Origin of the sequence: Klenkia sesuvii, assembly GCF_037083825.1 — a bacterium.
Classification (GTDB): domain Bacteria; phylum Actinomycetota; class Actinomycetes; order Mycobacteriales; family Geodermatophilaceae; genus Klenkia; species Klenkia sesuvii.
This window is the reverse complement of sequence record NZ_JBAPLU010000011.1, coordinates 66,703-83,334: the sequence shown is the minus strand read 5'-3', so window position 1 is coordinate 83,334 and position 16,632 is coordinate 66,703. Positions and strand designations below refer to the sequence as shown.

Annotated in this window: 13 protein-coding genes and 1 pseudogene; 7 read left to right on the top strand and 7 right to left on the bottom strand. The window is 74.9% G+C overall.

What is annotated here, in order from left to right; genetic code table 11:
* Positions 1-22 precede the first annotated feature (22 nt).
* From TEK04_RS12475 to def, 5 genes are read right to left on the bottom strand one after another with little or no spacing between them, the layout of a single operon-like run.
* On the bottom strand, positions 23-673 hold the full coding sequence (locus TEK04_RS12475) for an HAD hydrolase-like protein (protein ID WP_336404666.1): 651 nt from the start codon (positions 671-673) through the stop codon (positions 23-25).
* Entirely contained in the window at positions 670-1,392 is a 723-nt protein-coding gene (locus TEK04_RS12470; RefSeq protein WP_336404665.1) for a cobalt-precorrin-6A reductase, read from the bottom strand. The genes TEK04_RS12475 and TEK04_RS12470 overlap by 4 nt, the downstream gene beginning before the upstream one ends.
* On the bottom strand, positions 1,389-2,129 hold the full coding sequence (cobM, locus tag TEK04_RS12465; protein ID WP_336404664.1) for a precorrin-4 C(11)-methyltransferase: 741 nt from the start codon (positions 2,127-2,129) through the stop codon (positions 1,389-1,391). Before cobM ends, TEK04_RS12470 begins: the two co-directional genes overlap by 4 nt.
* A complete protein-coding gene (cbiE, locus tag TEK04_RS12460; RefSeq protein WP_336404663.1) occupies positions 2,126-3,322 on the bottom strand; it encodes a precorrin-6y C5,15-methyltransferase (decarboxylating) subunit CbiE in 1,197 nt (398 codons plus the stop codon). Before cbiE ends, cobM begins: the two co-directional genes overlap by 4 nt.
* Positions 3,319-3,876 (bottom strand): peptide deformylase, encoded by a 558-nt coding sequence (gene def / locus TEK04_RS12455; protein ID WP_336404662.1) that lies wholly within the window; start codon positions 3,874-3,876, stop codon positions 3,319-3,321. Before def ends, cbiE begins: the two co-directional genes overlap by 4 nt.
* Positions 3,877-3,909: 33 nt before the next feature.
* On the opposite strand from def, the gene TEK04_RS12450 reads away from it, so the two are divergent.
* Entirely contained in the window at positions 3,910-4,818 is a 909-nt protein-coding gene (locus tag TEK04_RS12450) for a cobalamin biosynthesis protein (RefSeq protein ID WP_336404661.1), read from the top strand.
* A 139-nt stretch (positions 4,819-4,957) separates the two neighbouring features.
* Here TEK04_RS12450 and TEK04_RS12445 read toward each other — a convergent pair whose 3' ends face one another.
* Positions 4,958-5,215 carry a hypothetical protein gene (locus TEK04_RS12445; RefSeq protein ID WP_336404660.1) on the bottom strand — a complete coding sequence of 86 codons (258 nt, stop codon included), beginning with the start codon at positions 5,213-5,215 and terminating at the stop codon, positions 4,958-4,960.
* Between the two features lie 60 nt (positions 5,216-5,275).
* Here TEK04_RS12445 and yczR point away from each other — a divergent pair, with 60 nt between their 5' ends.
* From yczR to TEK04_RS12420, 6 genes and pseudogenes are all read left to right on the top strand, one after another.
* Positions 5,276-6,730 (top strand): MocR-like transcription factor YczR, encoded by a 1,455-nt coding sequence (yczR, locus tag TEK04_RS12440; protein ID WP_336404659.1) that lies wholly within the window; start codon positions 5,276-5,278, stop codon positions 6,728-6,730.
* A gap of 116 nt (positions 6,731-6,846) precedes the next feature.
* Positions 6,847-8,925, top strand: a pseudogene (locus tag TEK04_RS21380) (LamG-like jellyroll fold domain-containing protein); the annotation flags it as partial.
* Between the two features lie 162 nt (positions 8,926-9,087).
* The gene (locus TEK04_RS12435) at positions 9,088-11,814 is read left to right on the top strand and encodes an Ig-like domain repeat protein (protein ID WP_336404658.1); all 2,727 of its coding nucleotides are present in this window, start codon (positions 9,088-9,090) and stop codon (positions 11,812-11,814) included.
* 56 nt (positions 11,815-11,870) lie between these two features.
* Positions 11,871-12,515: a lysophospholipid acyltransferase family protein gene (locus TEK04_RS12430; RefSeq protein ID WP_336404657.1), complete on the top strand. Its 645-nt coding sequence runs from the start codon at positions 11,871-11,873 to the stop codon at positions 12,513-12,515.
* Positions 12,512-14,014 carry a cobyric acid synthase gene (locus TEK04_RS12425; RefSeq protein WP_336404655.1) on the top strand — a complete coding sequence of 501 codons (1,503 nt, stop codon included), beginning with the start codon at positions 12,512-12,514 and terminating at the stop codon, positions 14,012-14,014. Before TEK04_RS12430 ends, TEK04_RS12425 begins: the two co-directional genes overlap by 4 nt.
* A 69-nt stretch (positions 14,015-14,083) precedes the next feature.
* A complete protein-coding gene (locus TEK04_RS12420; RefSeq protein WP_336404654.1) occupies positions 14,084-14,494 on the top strand; it encodes a DUF1810 domain-containing protein in 411 nt (136 codons plus the stop codon).
* 85 nt (positions 14,495-14,579) lie between these two features.
* Here TEK04_RS12420 and TEK04_RS12415 read toward each other — a convergent pair whose 3' ends face one another.
* A complete protein-coding gene (locus TEK04_RS12415) occupies positions 14,580-16,538 on the bottom strand; it encodes a lamin tail domain-containing protein (RefSeq protein WP_336404653.1) in 1,959 nt (652 codons plus the stop codon).
* Positions 16,539-16,632 lie beyond the last annotated feature (94 nt).

Sequence of the window (16,632 nt, the reverse complement as noted above, 5' to 3'; positions counted from 1 at the left end):
GGCGGGTGATCACCCGCCCGGGTCAGTCCCGGAGCGCGACCAGCGCGGCGGGCACCTCGGCCGGGGTGGTGACGACGACCGCCGCACCGGCCTGGACCAGCTCCCCCGGCCGGGCCGGGCCCCACCCGGCGCCGACGCAGGGCACCCCGTGCACCCGGGCCCCGACGACGTCCTGCGCGCGGTCGCCGACCAGCACCGGGCGGTCGCCGTCCGGGTGCCCGGCCAGCGCGAGCGCGACGACCTGCTGCTTGTGCCGCACGCGTCCGTCCATGGACGCCCCGTGGACGCCGTCGACCGCGTCGGCCAGGCCGACGTGCTCGAGGACCCGGCGGGCGAACTCCACCGGCTTGGAGGTGGCGACGGCCAGCAACTGGCCGTCGGCGCGCAGCCGCGCCAGGAGCTCGGCGACGCCCGGGTAGACGGGCGCGTCGAACATCGCGCCCGCCGTGTAGTGCGCCCGGTAGGCGGCCACGGCGCGGTCGACGTCCACCGGGCCCAGCCCCAGGACGGTGGCGAAGCCGTCCTGCAGCGGCGGCCCGACCATGGCGGTGAGCTGCTCGGGCGTCGGCGCCGGCACCCCCAGCTCGGCTGCGGCGAACCGGATGGAGGCGTGGATACCCGGCGCGGAGTCCACCAGCGTCCCGTCGAGGTCCAGGAGCGTCAGGGGCCTCATCCCGCGCGGCCCCCCACCCACCGCAGGGCCTCCTCCACCGACGCGACCACCGGCACCCCGGGGGGCAGCGGCGGTCGACGCACCAGCACCACCGGGATGCCCAGCTCGCGGGCGGCGACCAGCTTGGCCGCGGTCATGGGCCCTCCCGAGTCCTTGCTCACGACGACGTCGACCGCATGCTCCCGCATGAGCGCCAGCTCGTCCTCCACGGCGAACGGGCCGCGGGCCAGCAGCAGCACCGCTCCGGCCGGCAGCGGGTCGGTCGGCGGGTCGACGCAGCGCACCAGCACCCGGCCCGGCAGCCCGGCGAACGCACCGACGCCCTGCCGGCCGGTGGTCAGGAGGACCGTGCCGTGCACCATCCCGGCGGCCTGCGCCAGGGAGTCCGCCCACCGCCAGTCGTCACCGGGGCCCGCCGTCCAGCCCGGCCGCTGCAGGCGCAGCAACCGGGTGCCGGTGGCCGCGCACGCCGCGACGGCGTGGGCGGTCATGCCGGCGGCGAAGGGGTGGGTGGCGTCGACGACGACGTCGGGTCGGTGCTCGCGCAGCCACGCGCCGAGCCCGTCCACCCCGCCGAAGCCACCGACCCGCACCTCGCCGGCGGGCAGCTGCGGGTCGGCCAGCCGCCCGGCCAGCGACGACACGACCTCGACGCCGTCGGCCACCAGCGCCGCGGCCAGCTGACGGGCCTCCCCGGTGCCGCCCAGCAGCAGGATCATCGACAGCGGGTCGTGGAGTACAGGTGGCTGTCGGGGAAGGCCGCCGCGGTCAGCACCGGCCCGACCACGACCACCGCCGTCCGGACGACGCCCGCCGCGGCGACCTGGTCGGCGATGTCGGCCAGCGTGCCGCGCAGCACCAGCTCGTCGGCGCGGGAGGCCCGGGCGACCACCGCGACCGGGCCGTCGGGGCCGTAGTGCTCGGCCAGCTGCGGGGCCAGCTCGGCGATGCGCTGCACGGCCAGGTGCAGCACGAGGGTGGCGCCGGTGGCGGCGTAGGCGGCGAGCTCCTCCCCCGGCGGCATCGGCGTGGAGCGGGCCGAGGTGCGGGTGAGCACGACCGTCTGGCCGACCCCGGGCACGGTGAGCTCGCGCTTCAGCGTCGCCGCGGCGGCGGCGAACGCGGGCACGCCGGGGACCACGTCGTAGGGCACCCCGGCCGCGTCGAGCCGGCGCATCTGCTCGGCCACCGCGCTGTACACCGACGGGTCGCCGGAGTGCAGCCGGGCGACGTCGTGGCCGGCGGCGTGCGCGCCGACCAGCTCTGCGGTGATGGCGTCGAGGTCGAGGTCGGCGGTGTCGACCAGCCGGGCGTCCGGGCGCGCGGTGTCCAGCAGCTCGCGCGGCACGAGCGCCCCCGCGTACAGCACGACGGGCGCCGACGCGATCAAACGCGCCCCCCGCAGGGTCATGAGGTCGGCGGCCCCGGGTCCGGCCCCGATGAAGTGGACGGTCACCGCGTGCCGCTCCAGATGGTCACGGGCATGGCCGCCCTCCAGCCGAGGAAGCCGCCGACGGGTTCGGCGCGCTGCACGGCCAGCCGGACCATCGCCCCGCCGTACCGGGACTGCCAGTCGGCCAGCACGGCCTCGCTCTGCACGGTCACCGCGTTCACCACGAGCCGGCCGCCGGGGGCCAGGGCGTCCCAGCAGGCGTCGAGCAGCAGCGGCGTGGTGGCCCCGCCGCCCACGAACACCGCGTCGGGCGCGGGCAGCCCGGCCAGCGCCTCGGGCGCCCGGCCGTGCACCACCTGCAGGCCGGGCACGCCCAGGGCGGCCGCGTTGCGGGTGATGCGGGCGGCCCGCTCGGCGACGGGTTCGACCGCGACCGCCCGGGACGACGGGTGCACCCGCATCCACTCGATCCCGATCGAGCCCGAGCCGGCGCCGACGTCCCACAGCACCTGGCCGGGCACCGGGGCGAGCCGGGCCAGCGTCACCGCGCGCACCTCGCTCTTGGTCAGCTGACCGTCGTGCTCGAAGGCGTCGTCGGGCAACCCGGGGGTGGTGGGCAGCAGCGCGGAACCCCGGCACTCGACCGCGGTGACGACCAGCGGGTGGGTGCGGTCGGCCCAGGCGGCCGCCGTCCCGGTGGTCATCGCCTCCTCCGGACCGCCGAGCGCGGCGAGGACGGTGACCACCGACTCCCCGTAGCCCCGCGCGGTGAGCAGCGCGGCGACGGCGGCCGGGGTGCCGCCGTCCGACCCCAGGACCAGCAACCGGCGGCCCGGGTGCACGTGCGGGTGCAGCAGCTCGACCGGGCGGCCGACCAGCGACACGACCTGCGTGTCCTCGACGGCCCAGCCCAGCCGGGCGCAGGCCAGCGAGACCGACGACGGGGCGGGCAGCACCCGCACGGCGTCGGCGCCGAGCTCGCGCGCCAGCGTGGTGCCGATGCCCGACAGCATCGGGTCCCCCGACGCGAGGACGACGACCGCGCGGCCCGCCAGCTCCGCGAACAGCCCGGGGATCGCCGGCACGAGCGGCGACGGCCAGGGTCGGCGCTCGGCGACGCCACCCGGCACGAGGTCGAGCTGGCGGGCGCTGCCGACCAGCACGTCGGCGCCCTCGACGGCGGCGCGGGAGAGCGGTGGCAACCCGTCCCACCCGTCGGCGCCGACGCCCACCACGACGACGCGGGGGCCGGTCACGCGGGGAGGTCCCCCTGCGGGCCCGCGGCCTCGGCCAGCAGCTGCTCGCGCAGCTCGGCGGGCAGCCGGTCGACGTAGACGGTGCCGTCGAGGTGGTCGACCTCGTGCTGCAGGCAGCGTGCGGCCATGCCGGTGGCCTCGATGGAGGTGGGGTCGCCGTGCGCGTCGACGCCGTCGACCCGGGCGCGGAAGGCGCGGTCGAGCTCGGCGTAGGGCCCGGGCACCGAGAGACAGCCCTCCTCGGTGCGCTCGACCTCGGGCTCGTCGTCCAGCGGCTCGAGGATCGTCAGGACCGGGTTGCAGACGTAGCCGACGACGTCGTTCCCCTGCGCGTCGGGGCAGTCGATGACGAACACCCGGGCGTCGACGCCGATCTGGTTGGCGGCCAGGCCCACGCCGTCGGCGGCCTGCATCGAGGCGAACATGTCCAGCACCAGGTGCCGCAGGTCGCGGTCGAAGGTGGTCACGTCGGCGCAGCGTCGGTGCAGCACCGGGTTGGTGCCGTAGGTGACGATCGGCCGGGCGACGCCGTCGTAACGGCCGGGCAAGCGCATGGGCGCTGATCGTAGTTGGCACCATGGCCGGTCGTGGACGTCGCCGGAGCCGCCGGGATCGCGCTGGGTGCCGCCGCCGACCTGGCGTTCGGCGACCCGCGCCGCGGGCACCCGGTCGCCGGGTTCGGCCGGGCGGCCGCCGCCCTCGAGCGGGTCACCTGGCGCGACTCCCGGACGGCGGGGGCCCTGCACTGGGCGGCGCTGGTGCTGCCGCTGGCCGCGGTCCCCACCCCCCGCCACCCCCTCGCCCGGACGGCGGCCACCGCACTGGCCACCTGGGCGGTGCTCGGCGGCACCTCGCTGGGCCGCGCCGGGACCCGCATGGCCGAGCTGCTCGACGACCTGCCGGCCGCCCGCGCCCACCTGCCGACGCTGGCCGGGCGCGACCCGTCGACCCTGGGCGAGGCCGAGCTGGTGCGGGCGACGGTGGAGTCGGTCGCCGAGAACACCTCCGACGCCGCGGTGGCGCCGCTGGTGTGGGGCGCGGTGGCCGGGGTGCCGGGGCTGCTGGCCTACCGCGCGGTGAACACCCTCGACGCGATGGTCGGGTACCGGTCGCCCCGCTACGCCCGCTTCGGCTGGGCGTCGGCCCGGGCCGACGACGTCGCCAACTGGGTGCCCGCCCGGCTCACCGCCGCGCTGACCGTGGCCGTCGCGCCGCTGGTGGGCGGGTCGGCGTCCGGCGCCCGGCGGACCTGGCGGCGGGACGGCGGCGCCCACCCCAGCCCCAACTCCGGGCGCTGCGAGGCGGCCGCCGCCGGCGCCCTGGGCCTGCAGTTGGGCGGGACGAACGTCTACGGCAGCCGCGTGGAGCACCGCCCGACGATGGGCGAGGGCCGGGCCCCCGAGCGCGCCGACGTCGACCGGGCGGTCGCCCTCTCGCGCGCGGTGTGGACGGCGGCTGCCGCCCTCGCGGTCACCGCCCGCCTCCTGCGCCGCTGAGCCCCGCGCCTGGGCGTGGATCATGCTCCGGCCCGGCGTAGATCAGCTGGGTTCAGCCACGGCCCCCCTGGCTCACCGACGCCGGTGAGCCACGACGGCCACTGGTGAACCCAGCTGATCCACACCCGACCAGGGGGCGTCAGCGGGCCGCGTGGGGGACGAACGCCGGGGCGGGGTCGCGCGGGGCCGGTTCGCGCGCAGCGGGCTCGCGGGTGGGCACGGGGGCGGTTCGGTGGACGACGCCGCGCGGCTGCGGCCACGCCTGGGCCGGCCCCGGGTGGCTGCGCGGCGGGTCGGCCGGACCGCGCCCACCCCGGACGGCGATCACCAGCGTGGTCACCGACAGGGCGCCGCAGCCGAGCAGGAACAGCAGGACGAGAACTCCACCTGTGGTCATGGACCCACGATGACCCACGAAGGACTGGTCACAGGCGGTCCACTCCGGCATGGTGGACCCATGCCAATCACCGCCGAGCAGTCCACCCGGGTGCACGAGCTCGCCGCCCTGCTCGGTGACCCGGCCGGCCACCCCGGCCCGCGGTACGCCGCGCTGGCCACCCGGGTGCAGGAGCTGCTCAGCACGGGCGCCCTCCCGGTCGGCACCCGGCTGCCGGCCGAGCGCGAGCTGGCCGAGGCCCTCGGCGTCAGCCGGGTCACCGTCGCCAGTGCCTACCGCGCGCTGCGCGAGGAGGGCTACGCGCGCACCCGGCACGGCTCGGGCACGGTCACCGAGCTGCCCCGCACCCCGGTCGTGGAGTGGCCGCTGCCGCGCGACGCCGACGGGGTCATCAACCTCGCGCACGCCGCTCCCCCTGCCTCGGCGCACCTGCTGCCGGCCTACACCCGTGCGCTCGAGCTGCTGCCCGGTGCGCTGACCGACTCCGGCTACCACCCCGACGGCCTGCCGGCGCTGCGCCAGGCGGTCGCCGACCGGTTCACCGCCCGCGGGCTGCCCACCGACGCCGACCAGGTCGTGGTCACCGCCGGGGTGATGGACGCCGTCGGGCTGGTCACCGGCGCGCTGCTCTCCCCCGGCGACCGGGTGCTGGTCGAGCACCCCACCTACCCGGGTGCGATCAAGCTCCTCGACGACCTCGGCGCCCAACCGGTGCCGGTGCCCGTCGACCCGGCCGACCCCGACGCGCTGGTGCAGGCCGCGCACGCCGCGGCCCGGCAGAGCGCGCCACGGATGGCCTACCTGATGCCCGACCACTCCAACCCGACCGGCGCGACGCTCTCGGCCACCGCCCGCCGCCGGCTGGCCGCCACGCTCTGGCAGCAGGGCACGGTGACCCTCGTCGACGAGGTGACCAGCGGTCTGCAGCTCGACGACGACGCCGACGACCCGCCGCCGTTCGCCGCCGGGGTGCCCGACACCGCCACCATCACCGTCGGGGGGCTGTCCAAGTCGGTGTGGGGCGGGCTGCGGGTGGGCTGGTTGCGCACCGACGCAGCGCTCGCCGCCCGGCTGGCCGACACCTACGCCCAGCGGCAGCTCACCGTCGGCGTGCTCGACCAGCTCACCGCCACCTTCCTGGTCGCCGACCTGCCCCGGGTGCTGGCCGACCGTCGCGCCGAGCTGCGGGCCGCCCGCGACGTCCTCACCGCCTCGCTGGCCCAGCAGCTGCCCGACTGGACGCCCTACCCGGCCACCGGCGGGCTGGCCCTGTGGTGCCGGCTGCCGGCCGGCCTGAGCTCGGCCGCGGTGGCCCGGGCGGCGCTGGTCGAGGGCGTGCGGGTGGCCGAGGGCCGGGCCTTCGGCACCGGCGCGGCGTTCGACGACCACCTCCGACTGCCCTTCACCCGGCCGGCCGGCGAGGTGCGCGCCGCCCTCGACGTCCTGGCCCGGGTGTCGGGTCCGTTGCGCGGCCGGGGTGACCGGGACCCGTCGGCGTCCCTGCGCGCCGTCTGAGCTTCACCCAGGGCGGGCCGACGGCGCCGACCATTCGACTTTACGGTACGAACTAGTCCATCACCCCGCGCTCGAAGGACTCCCTCAGCTGCGCAACAGGTGTTTCACTCCCGCGCATGCCTCGGGGGGGTCGTCGTTCGTCGGCGCGCGTTTGGATTGTCACGGCGACAGCATCAGCGGCCCTCGTGGTCGGCGGGTTGCTGGTGGCTCCCACGCCGTCGGCCGCAGCGATGACCGACTACGCCGCGGTCGTGCAGGAGGACGACCCGGTCGCGCACTTCCGCATGTCCGACGCCGGGGACCGGGCAACCGACTCCAAGGGCAACGGGAACGATGGCACGTTCGCCGCCGATGCGGTGCACGGCACCCCCGGCGCTCTTCTGGGTGACCCAGACAGCAGCACGGGGTTCGGTGGCACGTCGCCGTTGCTGACCGTCCCGACGAGCGGCCTCCCCGCGAGCGACGAGTCCCAGACCGTCGAGTTGTGGGTCAAGGGGTCCTTCGCGCCGGACAGCATCTGCCCGAGCGCCCCGTTCCTGGACGTCGCCGGGCTCACCCTCGCGGTCGACAACGGATGCATCGGGTCCGGCGCACTGCGCCTCACCAGCCCCGCGGGCCAGGTCGTCGCCGCGGACGGCCAACTCGGCACGCTCTCCGACGACGAATGGCACCAGATCGCGTACACCTTCGATGCGCCCACCGGGACTGCTCGTCTCTTCGTCGATGCTCGTCAGGTCGCGGCGGCCGAGGCCGATCTGGGTCCGCGAACCAGACCCGATCTCGCCGTCACCTCGTTCTGGCGCGTGGATGAGTTGGCCGTCTACCCGTCCGCCCTGGCAGCAGACAGGCTCGCCTCCCACTTCACCGCCGCCCTGGGCGTGGCAACCGCGTGCCCCACTGCCACGTCGGACGCCTACCGGTCGAGCGTCCTCGAGGACCGACCGGACCGTTACTACCCCCTCGACGAACCCAGCGGTTCCCGAGTCGCGGTAGATGCATCGGACAGCTGCCACAACGGCGCCCGCACAGCGGATGCCACGAACATCCCGGGTGCCACGGGGGCTGGCCGTTCGGGGCTCCAGGCCGACCCCGCGTCCGGCGCCCTGACCGCGTCGACGGACGGACTCCCGGGGCGCGGAGAATCGCAGACCGTCGAGATGTGGGTCCAGGGCACCATCCCGCCGGGGACCATCTGCCCCACCGCCACCTACCTGGACTACGACGGCCTCGGGCTCACCGTCGACAACCCGTGCATCGGCGAAGCCGCGCTGCGTCTCTCGTCGGCCACCCAGGAAGTGATCCGCGCGAACGGGCAACTCGGTCGCCTCACCGACGGGGCGTGGCACCAGATCGCCTACAGCTACGACGCGCCCACCACGACGGCACGCCTGTTCGTCGACGGTGTCCAGGTCGCCGAGGCCATCACCAGGATGACCGGGTCATCCGTCGGGACCGGTCTCCGGAGCACCACGGCCGGGGCCATCGACGAGGTGGCCGTCTACTCGCGAGCCCTCGAGCCGGAGCGCATCGCCCGCCACTTCTCCGCCGGGCTCCTGGGTTCCGCCGCCTGCACCACCCCGAGCACCCCCTACGGCGCGAGCGTCATCAGCGACGGCCCTGTCCGCTACTACCCGCTGGACGAGGCCCCTGGCGCACGTGTCGCGGTCGACGCGTCGCCCACCTGCTTCGCCGGGGCACGCACCGTCACGTCGACCAGCATCCCCGGCGCCACGGGACCTGGGGCGTCGGGGCTGCTGGCCGACTCCAACGCCGAAGCGCTGTCGGCCTCCACGGCCGGGCTCCCGCAGCGGGGACAGTCGCAGACCGTCGAGTTCTGGGTCCAGGGCACCATCCCGGAGGGCAGCATCTGCCCCTACGCCTTCTTCCTCGACTTCGCCGGGCTCCACCTCAACGTGGACAACTCCTGCATCGGGGGCAGCGCCCTCGTGCTGACCACCACGACGCAACAGCTCATCCGCGCTGACGGTCAACTCGGCATCCTCACCGACGGAGCGTGGCACCAGGTCGCGTACACCTACGACGCCCCCACGACGACGATGCGGCTGTTCGTCGACGGAGCCCAGGTGGCGGAGTCGATCAGCCCCGTGCCCGGGTCCTCGACCGGGACCGGACTGCGAAGCACCACGGCCGGCGCGATCGACGAGCTGGCTGTCTACCCCACCGCCCTCGCCCCGGAACGCATCGCCGCCCACTTCGCGCGGGGCCTCACGCCGACCGGGAGCGTCGTCCGCGGCACGGTGCAGTTCGACGGCGGGGTCCCGGGGTCGACCGTCCAGGCGTGCGATCCGGCGAACGTCTGCCGGACGACGACGACGGGGGCCAACGGGACGTTCACGTTGGCGCTCGACGCCGGCCCGTACCGGGTCACGGCGTTCCCTCCCTCGAGCGGGTACGCGAGCGAGGCCGACAGCGGCGAGACCTCGCTCGTCGTGCCGGACGACGGACGCCTCATCCCGCTCACGGTGAACCTCACCGCGGCAGAACTGCCCGACGGCAGCTTCATCGAAACCCCCGACGGCGACGTGACCGGCAGCCCGGTCGTGAACTGGGCCCAACCCACCGTCTTCCACACGAAGGGGTGCGCGCAGGGGTCCGGGATCCTCACCGTCCGCGAGACCGGGTCCGGGCAGACCCGATCAGTTCCCCTCACCGAGAACCCGCGAGGTTCGGGCGCGTACGAGGGCCAGATCCCGGCGCTGCACCCGTTGCACGGGTCGGCCGACGTGAGCTACTCCATCTCGTGCCCCAACAGCTCTGCTCCGAGACTCGTGCCCGGAGGAGGACCGGACACCGGTGGTACCCCGGTCACCTTCCGCGTGGCGACCGACTCGCCCGTCGTGCGTGTCGAGTTCGCCGGGGTCCCGGGCACCGACCTCCGGCGTGACGGGTCGGCGTACACCGTCACCAGCCCTGCAGGACGTGGCGACGCGGGTGTCGTCGGGATCCTCGCCGACGGGTCGCGCGTCCCCCTGGGCACCTTCACCTTCATGGCTCCGCCACGCGTGAGCCCGACGGACTGCACGACCGACGGCTTGGTGACGGTCAACGGGTCGGGGCTCGACGACCGGACCGTCGTCCTGTTCGGCACCGAGCCCGCCCGGATCGTCTCGGTCGACTCCCCGAGCCAGCTCACGGTCGCAGCTCCCTGCCCCGCGCTGACGCCGAGCACAGGACCGAGCACCGTCCCGGTGACCGTCGTGCCGCGCCGCGGGTACGGCGTGACGACCTCTGTGGTGACGGGGGGTGGTCACACCCCGCAGGGATGGGACTACAACGCGGGCATCGACGTGGACCCGATCCTCGACGCGATCGACATGACGGCCATCGCCGACAGCTTGATCCAGTTGAACTTCGACCTCGTCGACTGCGGCGCAGGAGACGTCGCCTGCAAGGTGACCGCTTCTAGGGCCTTCGGTCTGACCTTGGTGGCCGCTGGGCTGGACAAGGCAACCGACGCCGTCTCCGAGATTCCCGGGAACTTCACGGAATCGCAGAAGTTCAGATTGATGCTCCTGAAAGCCATGATGGCCTATGCCCAGATCGGCATTCTCCTCGCATTCAATCCTGTGGCCGCGGCCGCCATCATCACCGCCGCTTCCCTAGGACTTTTCCTAGCCGTGGTGTGGACCGCGTACGGGGACGAGATCACCGGGCACTTCGGGATGCTGATCGACCCGAGCGGAACCGTCGTCGACGTCAACGGCACACCCGTCGCCGGTGCGGTCACGACCGTGCTGCGTCGCGATGCCGACGGCGTCTACGTCCCGCTCCCCGCGGACAGCCCGCTCATCGACCCCCACGTCAACCCGCAGACCACCGGGGCGGACGGCGCATTCGCATGGATGGTGGGCGCGGGCCTCTACGCCGTCGAGACCAGCTCGGACGAGTGCCTGGACCCGGACACCGGACGACCCGCCGTCGTACGGGGCGGTCCGTACGTCATCCCGCCTCCGGCGCTGAACATCATCCTGAGGCTGCCGTGCGAGATCTCGGCGCCGCCCACACCAACCGTCACCGGGGTGTCCCCCGGACTCACCACGGATGCACCTGGGATCCCGGTGACGCTCTCGGGTTCGGGTCTGGGTGGAGCGACGAAGGTGACGGTCGGAGGCCAGGACGTCGCCTTCGAGATCCTCTCGCCCTACACGATCACCTTCACCACGCCGCTCCTGTCGGGCGACTCCGACGTCGTCGTCACGACGCCCGGGGGCACGTCGGCCATCAACGAGACGTCGACCTTGCGCGTCATCCCCTCCAGCGAGCTGTTCCCCGCGCTGGCGCCGTCCACCACGACGCTCTCCTCCGAGAGCACTGCGTCGGGGGTGCGTCTCGTCGCATCGGTGACGTCCGACGACGGGACGCCCGAGGGCCGGGTCGTCTTCCTCGACGGCGATGACGAGTTGGGCAGCAGTCAGCTGGTCGACGGACGTGCGGAGATCACCGTGCCGGCCGCGCCGTCGACCGTCGTCGCCCGGTACTCGGGGAGCTCACGCCACCTCTCGTCGTCCGACGAGGCGGGCGTCGGCACGCCCAGCAGCGGCACGACGACGCCGGTTCCCACCACTACGTCGACCGCCGCCCCGTCGACCACGTCCGCTTCGACAACGCCCCCGACGACCACGGCCCCGACCACCAGCGACGTCAGCACCGCACCCGGCCTGAGCACCGCGACGACCAGCGGTCCGTCCTCGACTCCGCCGGCCACAGGGTCGAGTCCGACGACCACGGCCGGCGGAAGCTCCCCGACCACCGGCGGTGCAACCGCGGGCGGCTCCAGCCCCGGCGCCCCTGCAAGCACACCGGCAGCCACCAGCTCACCCGGGGCCGATCCTGGTGGCACGGCGTCGAGCGCTGCTGGCGCACCACGGTCAACGACGTCCCCGGACACGAGCGCGGGGCACCACCTGGCCACCACGGGAACGCCGGTCGGGGCCCTCGCGCTGCTCAGCGCAGTGCTCCTGGGGATGGGGGCCATCGCCGGCCTCGTTTCGCGTGGCGGCCGCCCTCGTCGCACCGTGGCCCGCGCGGGGCCATCGCGAAGGCGGGCACCGCGTCGGGGATGATGCCCCGGTCACCCGGAACCTGTCGTCGGGGGCGGGACGGAAGGACTGATCGGCCGGTGTTCTACTTCCTCGCCAGGTTCGTGCTGCGGCCGCTGTTCATCCTCATGTGCCGGCCGACGGTGGTCGGCGCCGAGCGCGTGCCCCGCAGCGGCCCGGTCCTGCTGGCCAGCAACCACCTGTCGTTCATCGACTCGATCGCGATCCCGCTCATGGCGCCGCGCAAGGTGGGCTACCTCGCCAAGGCCGAGTACTTCACCGGCAGCGGCCTCAAGGGCTGGCTCACCAAGACGGTGTTCACCGCCCTGGGTGCCCGCCCGGTCGAGCGCGACTCGCAGCGCGCTGCGCAGGCGGCGCTGGACACCGTGCTGGACGCGCTGAACGAGGGCGAGGCCTTCGGCATCTACCCCGAGGGCACCCGCTCGCGCGACGGCAAGCTGGCCCGCGGCAAGACCGGGGTCGCCTGGCTGGCGCTGACCGCCGACTGCCCCGTCGTCCCGGTCGCGGTGCACGGCACCGACAAGGTCCAGCCGGTCGACGCCCCCTGGCCCCGCCCGGCCAAGGTGCACATCACCTTCGGCGAGCCGCTGACCTTCCCCGAGCAGCGCGGTCAGGCCCGCCGGGGCCCCGCCCGCCGGGTCGTCACCGACCGGGTCATGGAGGCCATCCACGGCCTGTCGGGCCAGGAGAAGTCCGGCTGGTGAGCGGCGCGCTGCTGGTCGCCGGCACCACGTCGGACGCCGGCAAGTCGGTCGTCACCGCCGGCATCTGCCGCTGGCTGGTGCGCCAGGGCGTGTCCGTGGCGCCGTTCAAGGCGCAGAACATGAGCAACAACTCGGGCGTCACGGTCGACGGCGCCGAGATCGGTCGGGCCCAGGTGTTCCAGGCCGCGGCCGCGCGGGTCGAGCCCGAGGCCGCGATGAACCCGGTGCTGCTCAAGCCCGGCGGCGAGCGCTCCAGCCAGGTCGTGGTCCTCGGCAAGGCCGTCACCGACGTGACGGCGATGAGCTACCGGGGGCTGAAGGCCCAGCTGTTCGAGCAGGTCATGGCGTCGCTGGCCGAGCTGCGCCGCCGGTTCGACGTCGTGGTCTGCGAGGGCGCGGGTTCCCCCACCGAGATCAACCTGCGCGACACCGACATCGCGAACATGGGCCTGGCCACCGCGGCGCAGCTGCCGGTGGTGGTGGTCGGCGACATCGACCGCGGCGGGGTGTTCCCGGCGCTCTACGGCACGGTCGCGCTCATGCCACCGGGCGACCAGGCGCTGGTGGCCGGGTTCCTGGTCAACAAGTTCCGCGGCGACCCCCGGCTGCTGGCCCCCGGCCTCGACCAGCTGCGGGACCTCACCGGCCGGCCCACCCTCGGCGTCCTGCCCTGGGTGCCCGGGCTCTGGCTGGACGTCGAGGACTCCCTCGACCTGGACGGCGACCGCGGCCCGGCACTCCCCCCGGTGGGCGAGGACGTGCTGCGGGTCTCGGTGGTCCGCTTCCCCCGGTTGTCCAACTTCACCGACCTGGACGCGCTGGCCGCCGAGCCCGGCGTCCTGGTGCGGTACGCGACCACCCCCGCCGAGCTCGCCGACGCCGACCTCGTGGTGCTGCCCGGGACCCGGGCCACCGTCTCGGACCTGGCCTGGCTGCGCGAGCGCGGGCTGGACACCGCGATCGCCCGGCGGGCCACCGAGGGCCGACCGGTGCTGGGCATCTGCGGCGGCCACCAGATGCTGGCCCGCACGATCACCGACGACGTCGAGTCCCGCGCCGGCTCGGTCGACGGTCTCGGCCTGCTGCCCACCGACGTGGTGTTCGCCCGGGAGAAGACCCTCGCCCGGCCCAGCGGCGCCTGGCGCGGCCACCCGGTGGCCGCCTACGAGATCCACCACGGGGTGGTCACCCCCGACGGCGGCGAGCCGTTCCTGGACGGCGTCCGGGTGGGCGCGGTCAGCGGGACGACGTGGCACGGCGCGCTGGAGAACGACGGGTTCCGCCGGGCCTTCCTGGACGACGTCGCCACCACTGCCGGACGCCGGTTCACCGTCGCCCCCGACACCGACTTCGCCGCGGTGCGCGAGGCGCGGCTGGACGCCCTGGGTGACCTGGTCACCGAGCACGCCGACACCGACGCGCTGTGGCGGCTCATCGAGCAGGGTGCGCCGGCCGGGTTGCCGCTGCTACCCCCGGGCGCCCCGGCCCCACCCCGATGATCACGGACCTGTGCGCGCGGCACGCCGGGCCCGGCTGTCCTGGGGTCCGTGATCGACGGCGAGCACGACGTGGCTGAGCTGCAGCGGTTCCTCGACGCCCAGGACGACGTGCGGGACGTCGTCCTCACCGAGCTGCGCGCCGGGCGCAAGCGCACGCACTGGATGTGGTTCGTCTTCCCGCAGCTCGACGGGCTGGGGTCCTCCCCCACCGCGCGCCGCTACGCGATCGCCGACCTCGCCGAGGCCCGCGCCTACCTGGCCCACCCGGTGCTGGGGCCCCGGCTGCGCGAGGCGTGCGACGTCCTGCTCGGGCTGACCGGCACGACGGCGTCGGCGGTGCTCGGGTACCCCGACGACCTCAAGCTGCGCTCGTCGATGACGCTCTTCGCGGCCGCCGACCCCGACGAGCCGCGGTTCCCCGCCGTCCTGGCGCAGTGGTACGACGGCCCGGACCCGCGGACGCTCGAGCTGCTGGGCTGAGGCCCGCGGCCGGGGTGGCCGCACGTCCCGCAGGGTGGCCGGCCTCGGCACGGGCCGGCCACCGTCGAGACGTGCGGCCACTCCCTCAGCCGTGCCGGCGGCGCCCCAGCAGCAGGGTGGCGCCGCCGGCGACCAGCAGCCCTGCGGCCAGGGCGACCCAGCCACCCAGCTCCGCGCCGGTCTGTGCCAGCGCCGCGGGACGGGGGCTGCCGGTCGTGGGCGTCCCGGCCGTGGGCGTCGTGACCACCGGCTTCGGTCCGGCGCCCGGGTGCGCACCCGGCGCCGGCTGCTGCACGCCCGGCTGGCCCGTACCCGGTTGCTCCGTGCCCGGGTGCTCCGTGCCCGGCTGCTCGGGGCAGGGGAAGGTGCCGGTCCGCAACGAGAAGCCGTCGGTGTCGGCGTCGTCGGCGTAGAAGGTGGCCCGGAACCCGTCGGCGCAGGTGGACCCACCGGCGATCGCGAACCCCTCGTTGGCCAGGCCCGGGTCGGCATCGGCCGGCGGGTCGAACACCGCGACCGGGGCGAAGGCACCGTCGTCCCCGATGTCGTAGAGCGCCGTCCGGCCGCCGCAGGCCTCGTCGCAGACGACCCACAGCGCCCCCAGGTCGGGGTCGAACTGCACATCGGCGACCAGCGCGAACGAGGTGGGGATGGTCGCGACGCGCGCGTAGGAGCCGTCGGTCGACAACGCGTAGGCGTACACGCTCGCCGTGCCCTCGACGCCGACGAAGAACAGGCCGTCGCCGTGGCCGGGGTAGCGCGCCGAGTCGTAGGGGGCGCCGGTGCGCTGGTCGACGAACCCGCGGCCGGTCAGGTGGCTGTCGGGGATCCAGGTGATGCCCTCGAGGCCGCCGTTGGCCGGCAGGCCCGGGAAGTCCGGCGCCAGGTTCCACTCCTGGGTGGCCGTGAGGGTGCCAGCGGTGCCGGTGGGCACGTACCGGAGGACGGCGGGGCGACTCACGCTGCTGGCCGCGTTGTTGCGCTCGCTGGAGACGTAGACCCCGCCGGCGCTGGAGCCGTTCGCCACGGTCACGCCCTCGGCGTCGACCACGCCGGGCTCGCCGCCGGGGTAGCCCAGGGTCCACTCGGCGTCGGGGGCCCAGCCACCGGCGGTGGGCACGATCCGGTAGAGCAGGCCGTCACCGTTCTGCACCGCCCACAGCGTCCCGGGGGCCTCCCAGTCCAGGCCGGACAGGTCGCCGCCGAAGGTGTCCGGGTCGTCGAGCGGGACCTCGTCGGGTCCGCCCGGCCACGGCTGGGGGTTGATGATCCCGGCGCACTCGTTGACCGCGCCCTTGGTCGGGGCCGTGGTGGTCTCGAACTCCCCGGTCACGTCGGGGCAGCGCCCGTAGGTGGTGGGTGCGTGCGAGGTCCAGGCGTAGGTGTCGACGACGGTGGTGCCGTCGGGCAGCAGCAGCGTCACCGCGTCGTCGCCGCCGAGACCGGAGAGGTCGACGGCCACGTGACCGGCGGGGGCGACGACCGTGCCGGCGGGCACCACCGTGCGGTTGCCGTCGGCGTCGGCGAGCACGTAGCCCGAGGCGTCGACGTCGGCCGCGCCGATCGAGGTGAGCTCGACCCAGTCACCGGGCGTGCCGCCGGAGGACTCGACCTCGTTGATACGCACCGGCGAGCCGCAGTCGTTCGGCTCGCCCTTGGTGGTGGTGGTCGTGGTGACCAGCTCCCCCGTGCCGTCGGGGCAGCGGCCGTAGCTGGTCAGCGCGTGCTGGGTCCAGGAGTAGCTCGCGACGAGGGCACCCGCGGTGTTGAACAACCGCGCGGAGTCGGCGTTGCCCAGCCCGAAGTCGAAGCCCGCCCGGGGCCCCTGCGCCTGGTCGACCACGAAGAACCCGCCGGCCTCGACCACCGAGCCGGCCGGGAGGGTGTACGGGGTCCGCGCGTCGTCGTCGTCCCGGAACGTGTAGCCGCTGATGTCGACGGCGGCGGCGCCGGTGTTGACCAGCTCCACCCAGTCGGTGTCGTCGCCGTTGGACTCGACCTCGTTGATCACCAGGTCGTTGGTCGCCGGCGGCGGCGGGGTCACCACCGGGGGGGGTGCAGTCGTTGACCGCGCCCGGGGTGGCGTTCGGCACGGCGAGGAACTCCCCGTCGCACAGGCTCCAGCTGCCCCCGGGGTC

Bases quoted from the DNA above. Each gene is read 5' to 3' on its own strand.
- TEK04_RS12475 (WP_336404666.1), bottom strand. From the start codon at position 673: ATGAGGCCCCTGACGCTCCTGGACCTCGACGGGACGCTGGTGGACTCC.
- TEK04_RS12470 (WP_336404665.1), bottom strand. From the start codon at position 1,392: ATGATCCTGCTGCTGGGCGGCACCGGGGAGGCCCGTCAGCTGGCCGCG.
- def (WP_336404662.1), bottom strand. From the start codon at position 3,876: ATGCGCTTGCCCGGCCGTTACGACGGCGTCGCCCGGCCGATCGTCACC.
- TEK04_RS12445 (WP_336404660.1), bottom strand. From the start codon at position 5,215: ATGACCACAGGTGGAGTTCTCGTCCTGCTGTTCCTGCTCGGCTGCGGC.
- yczR (WP_336404659.1), top strand. From the start codon at position 5,276: ATGCCAATCACCGCCGAGCAGTCCACCCGGGTGCACGAGCTCGCCGCC.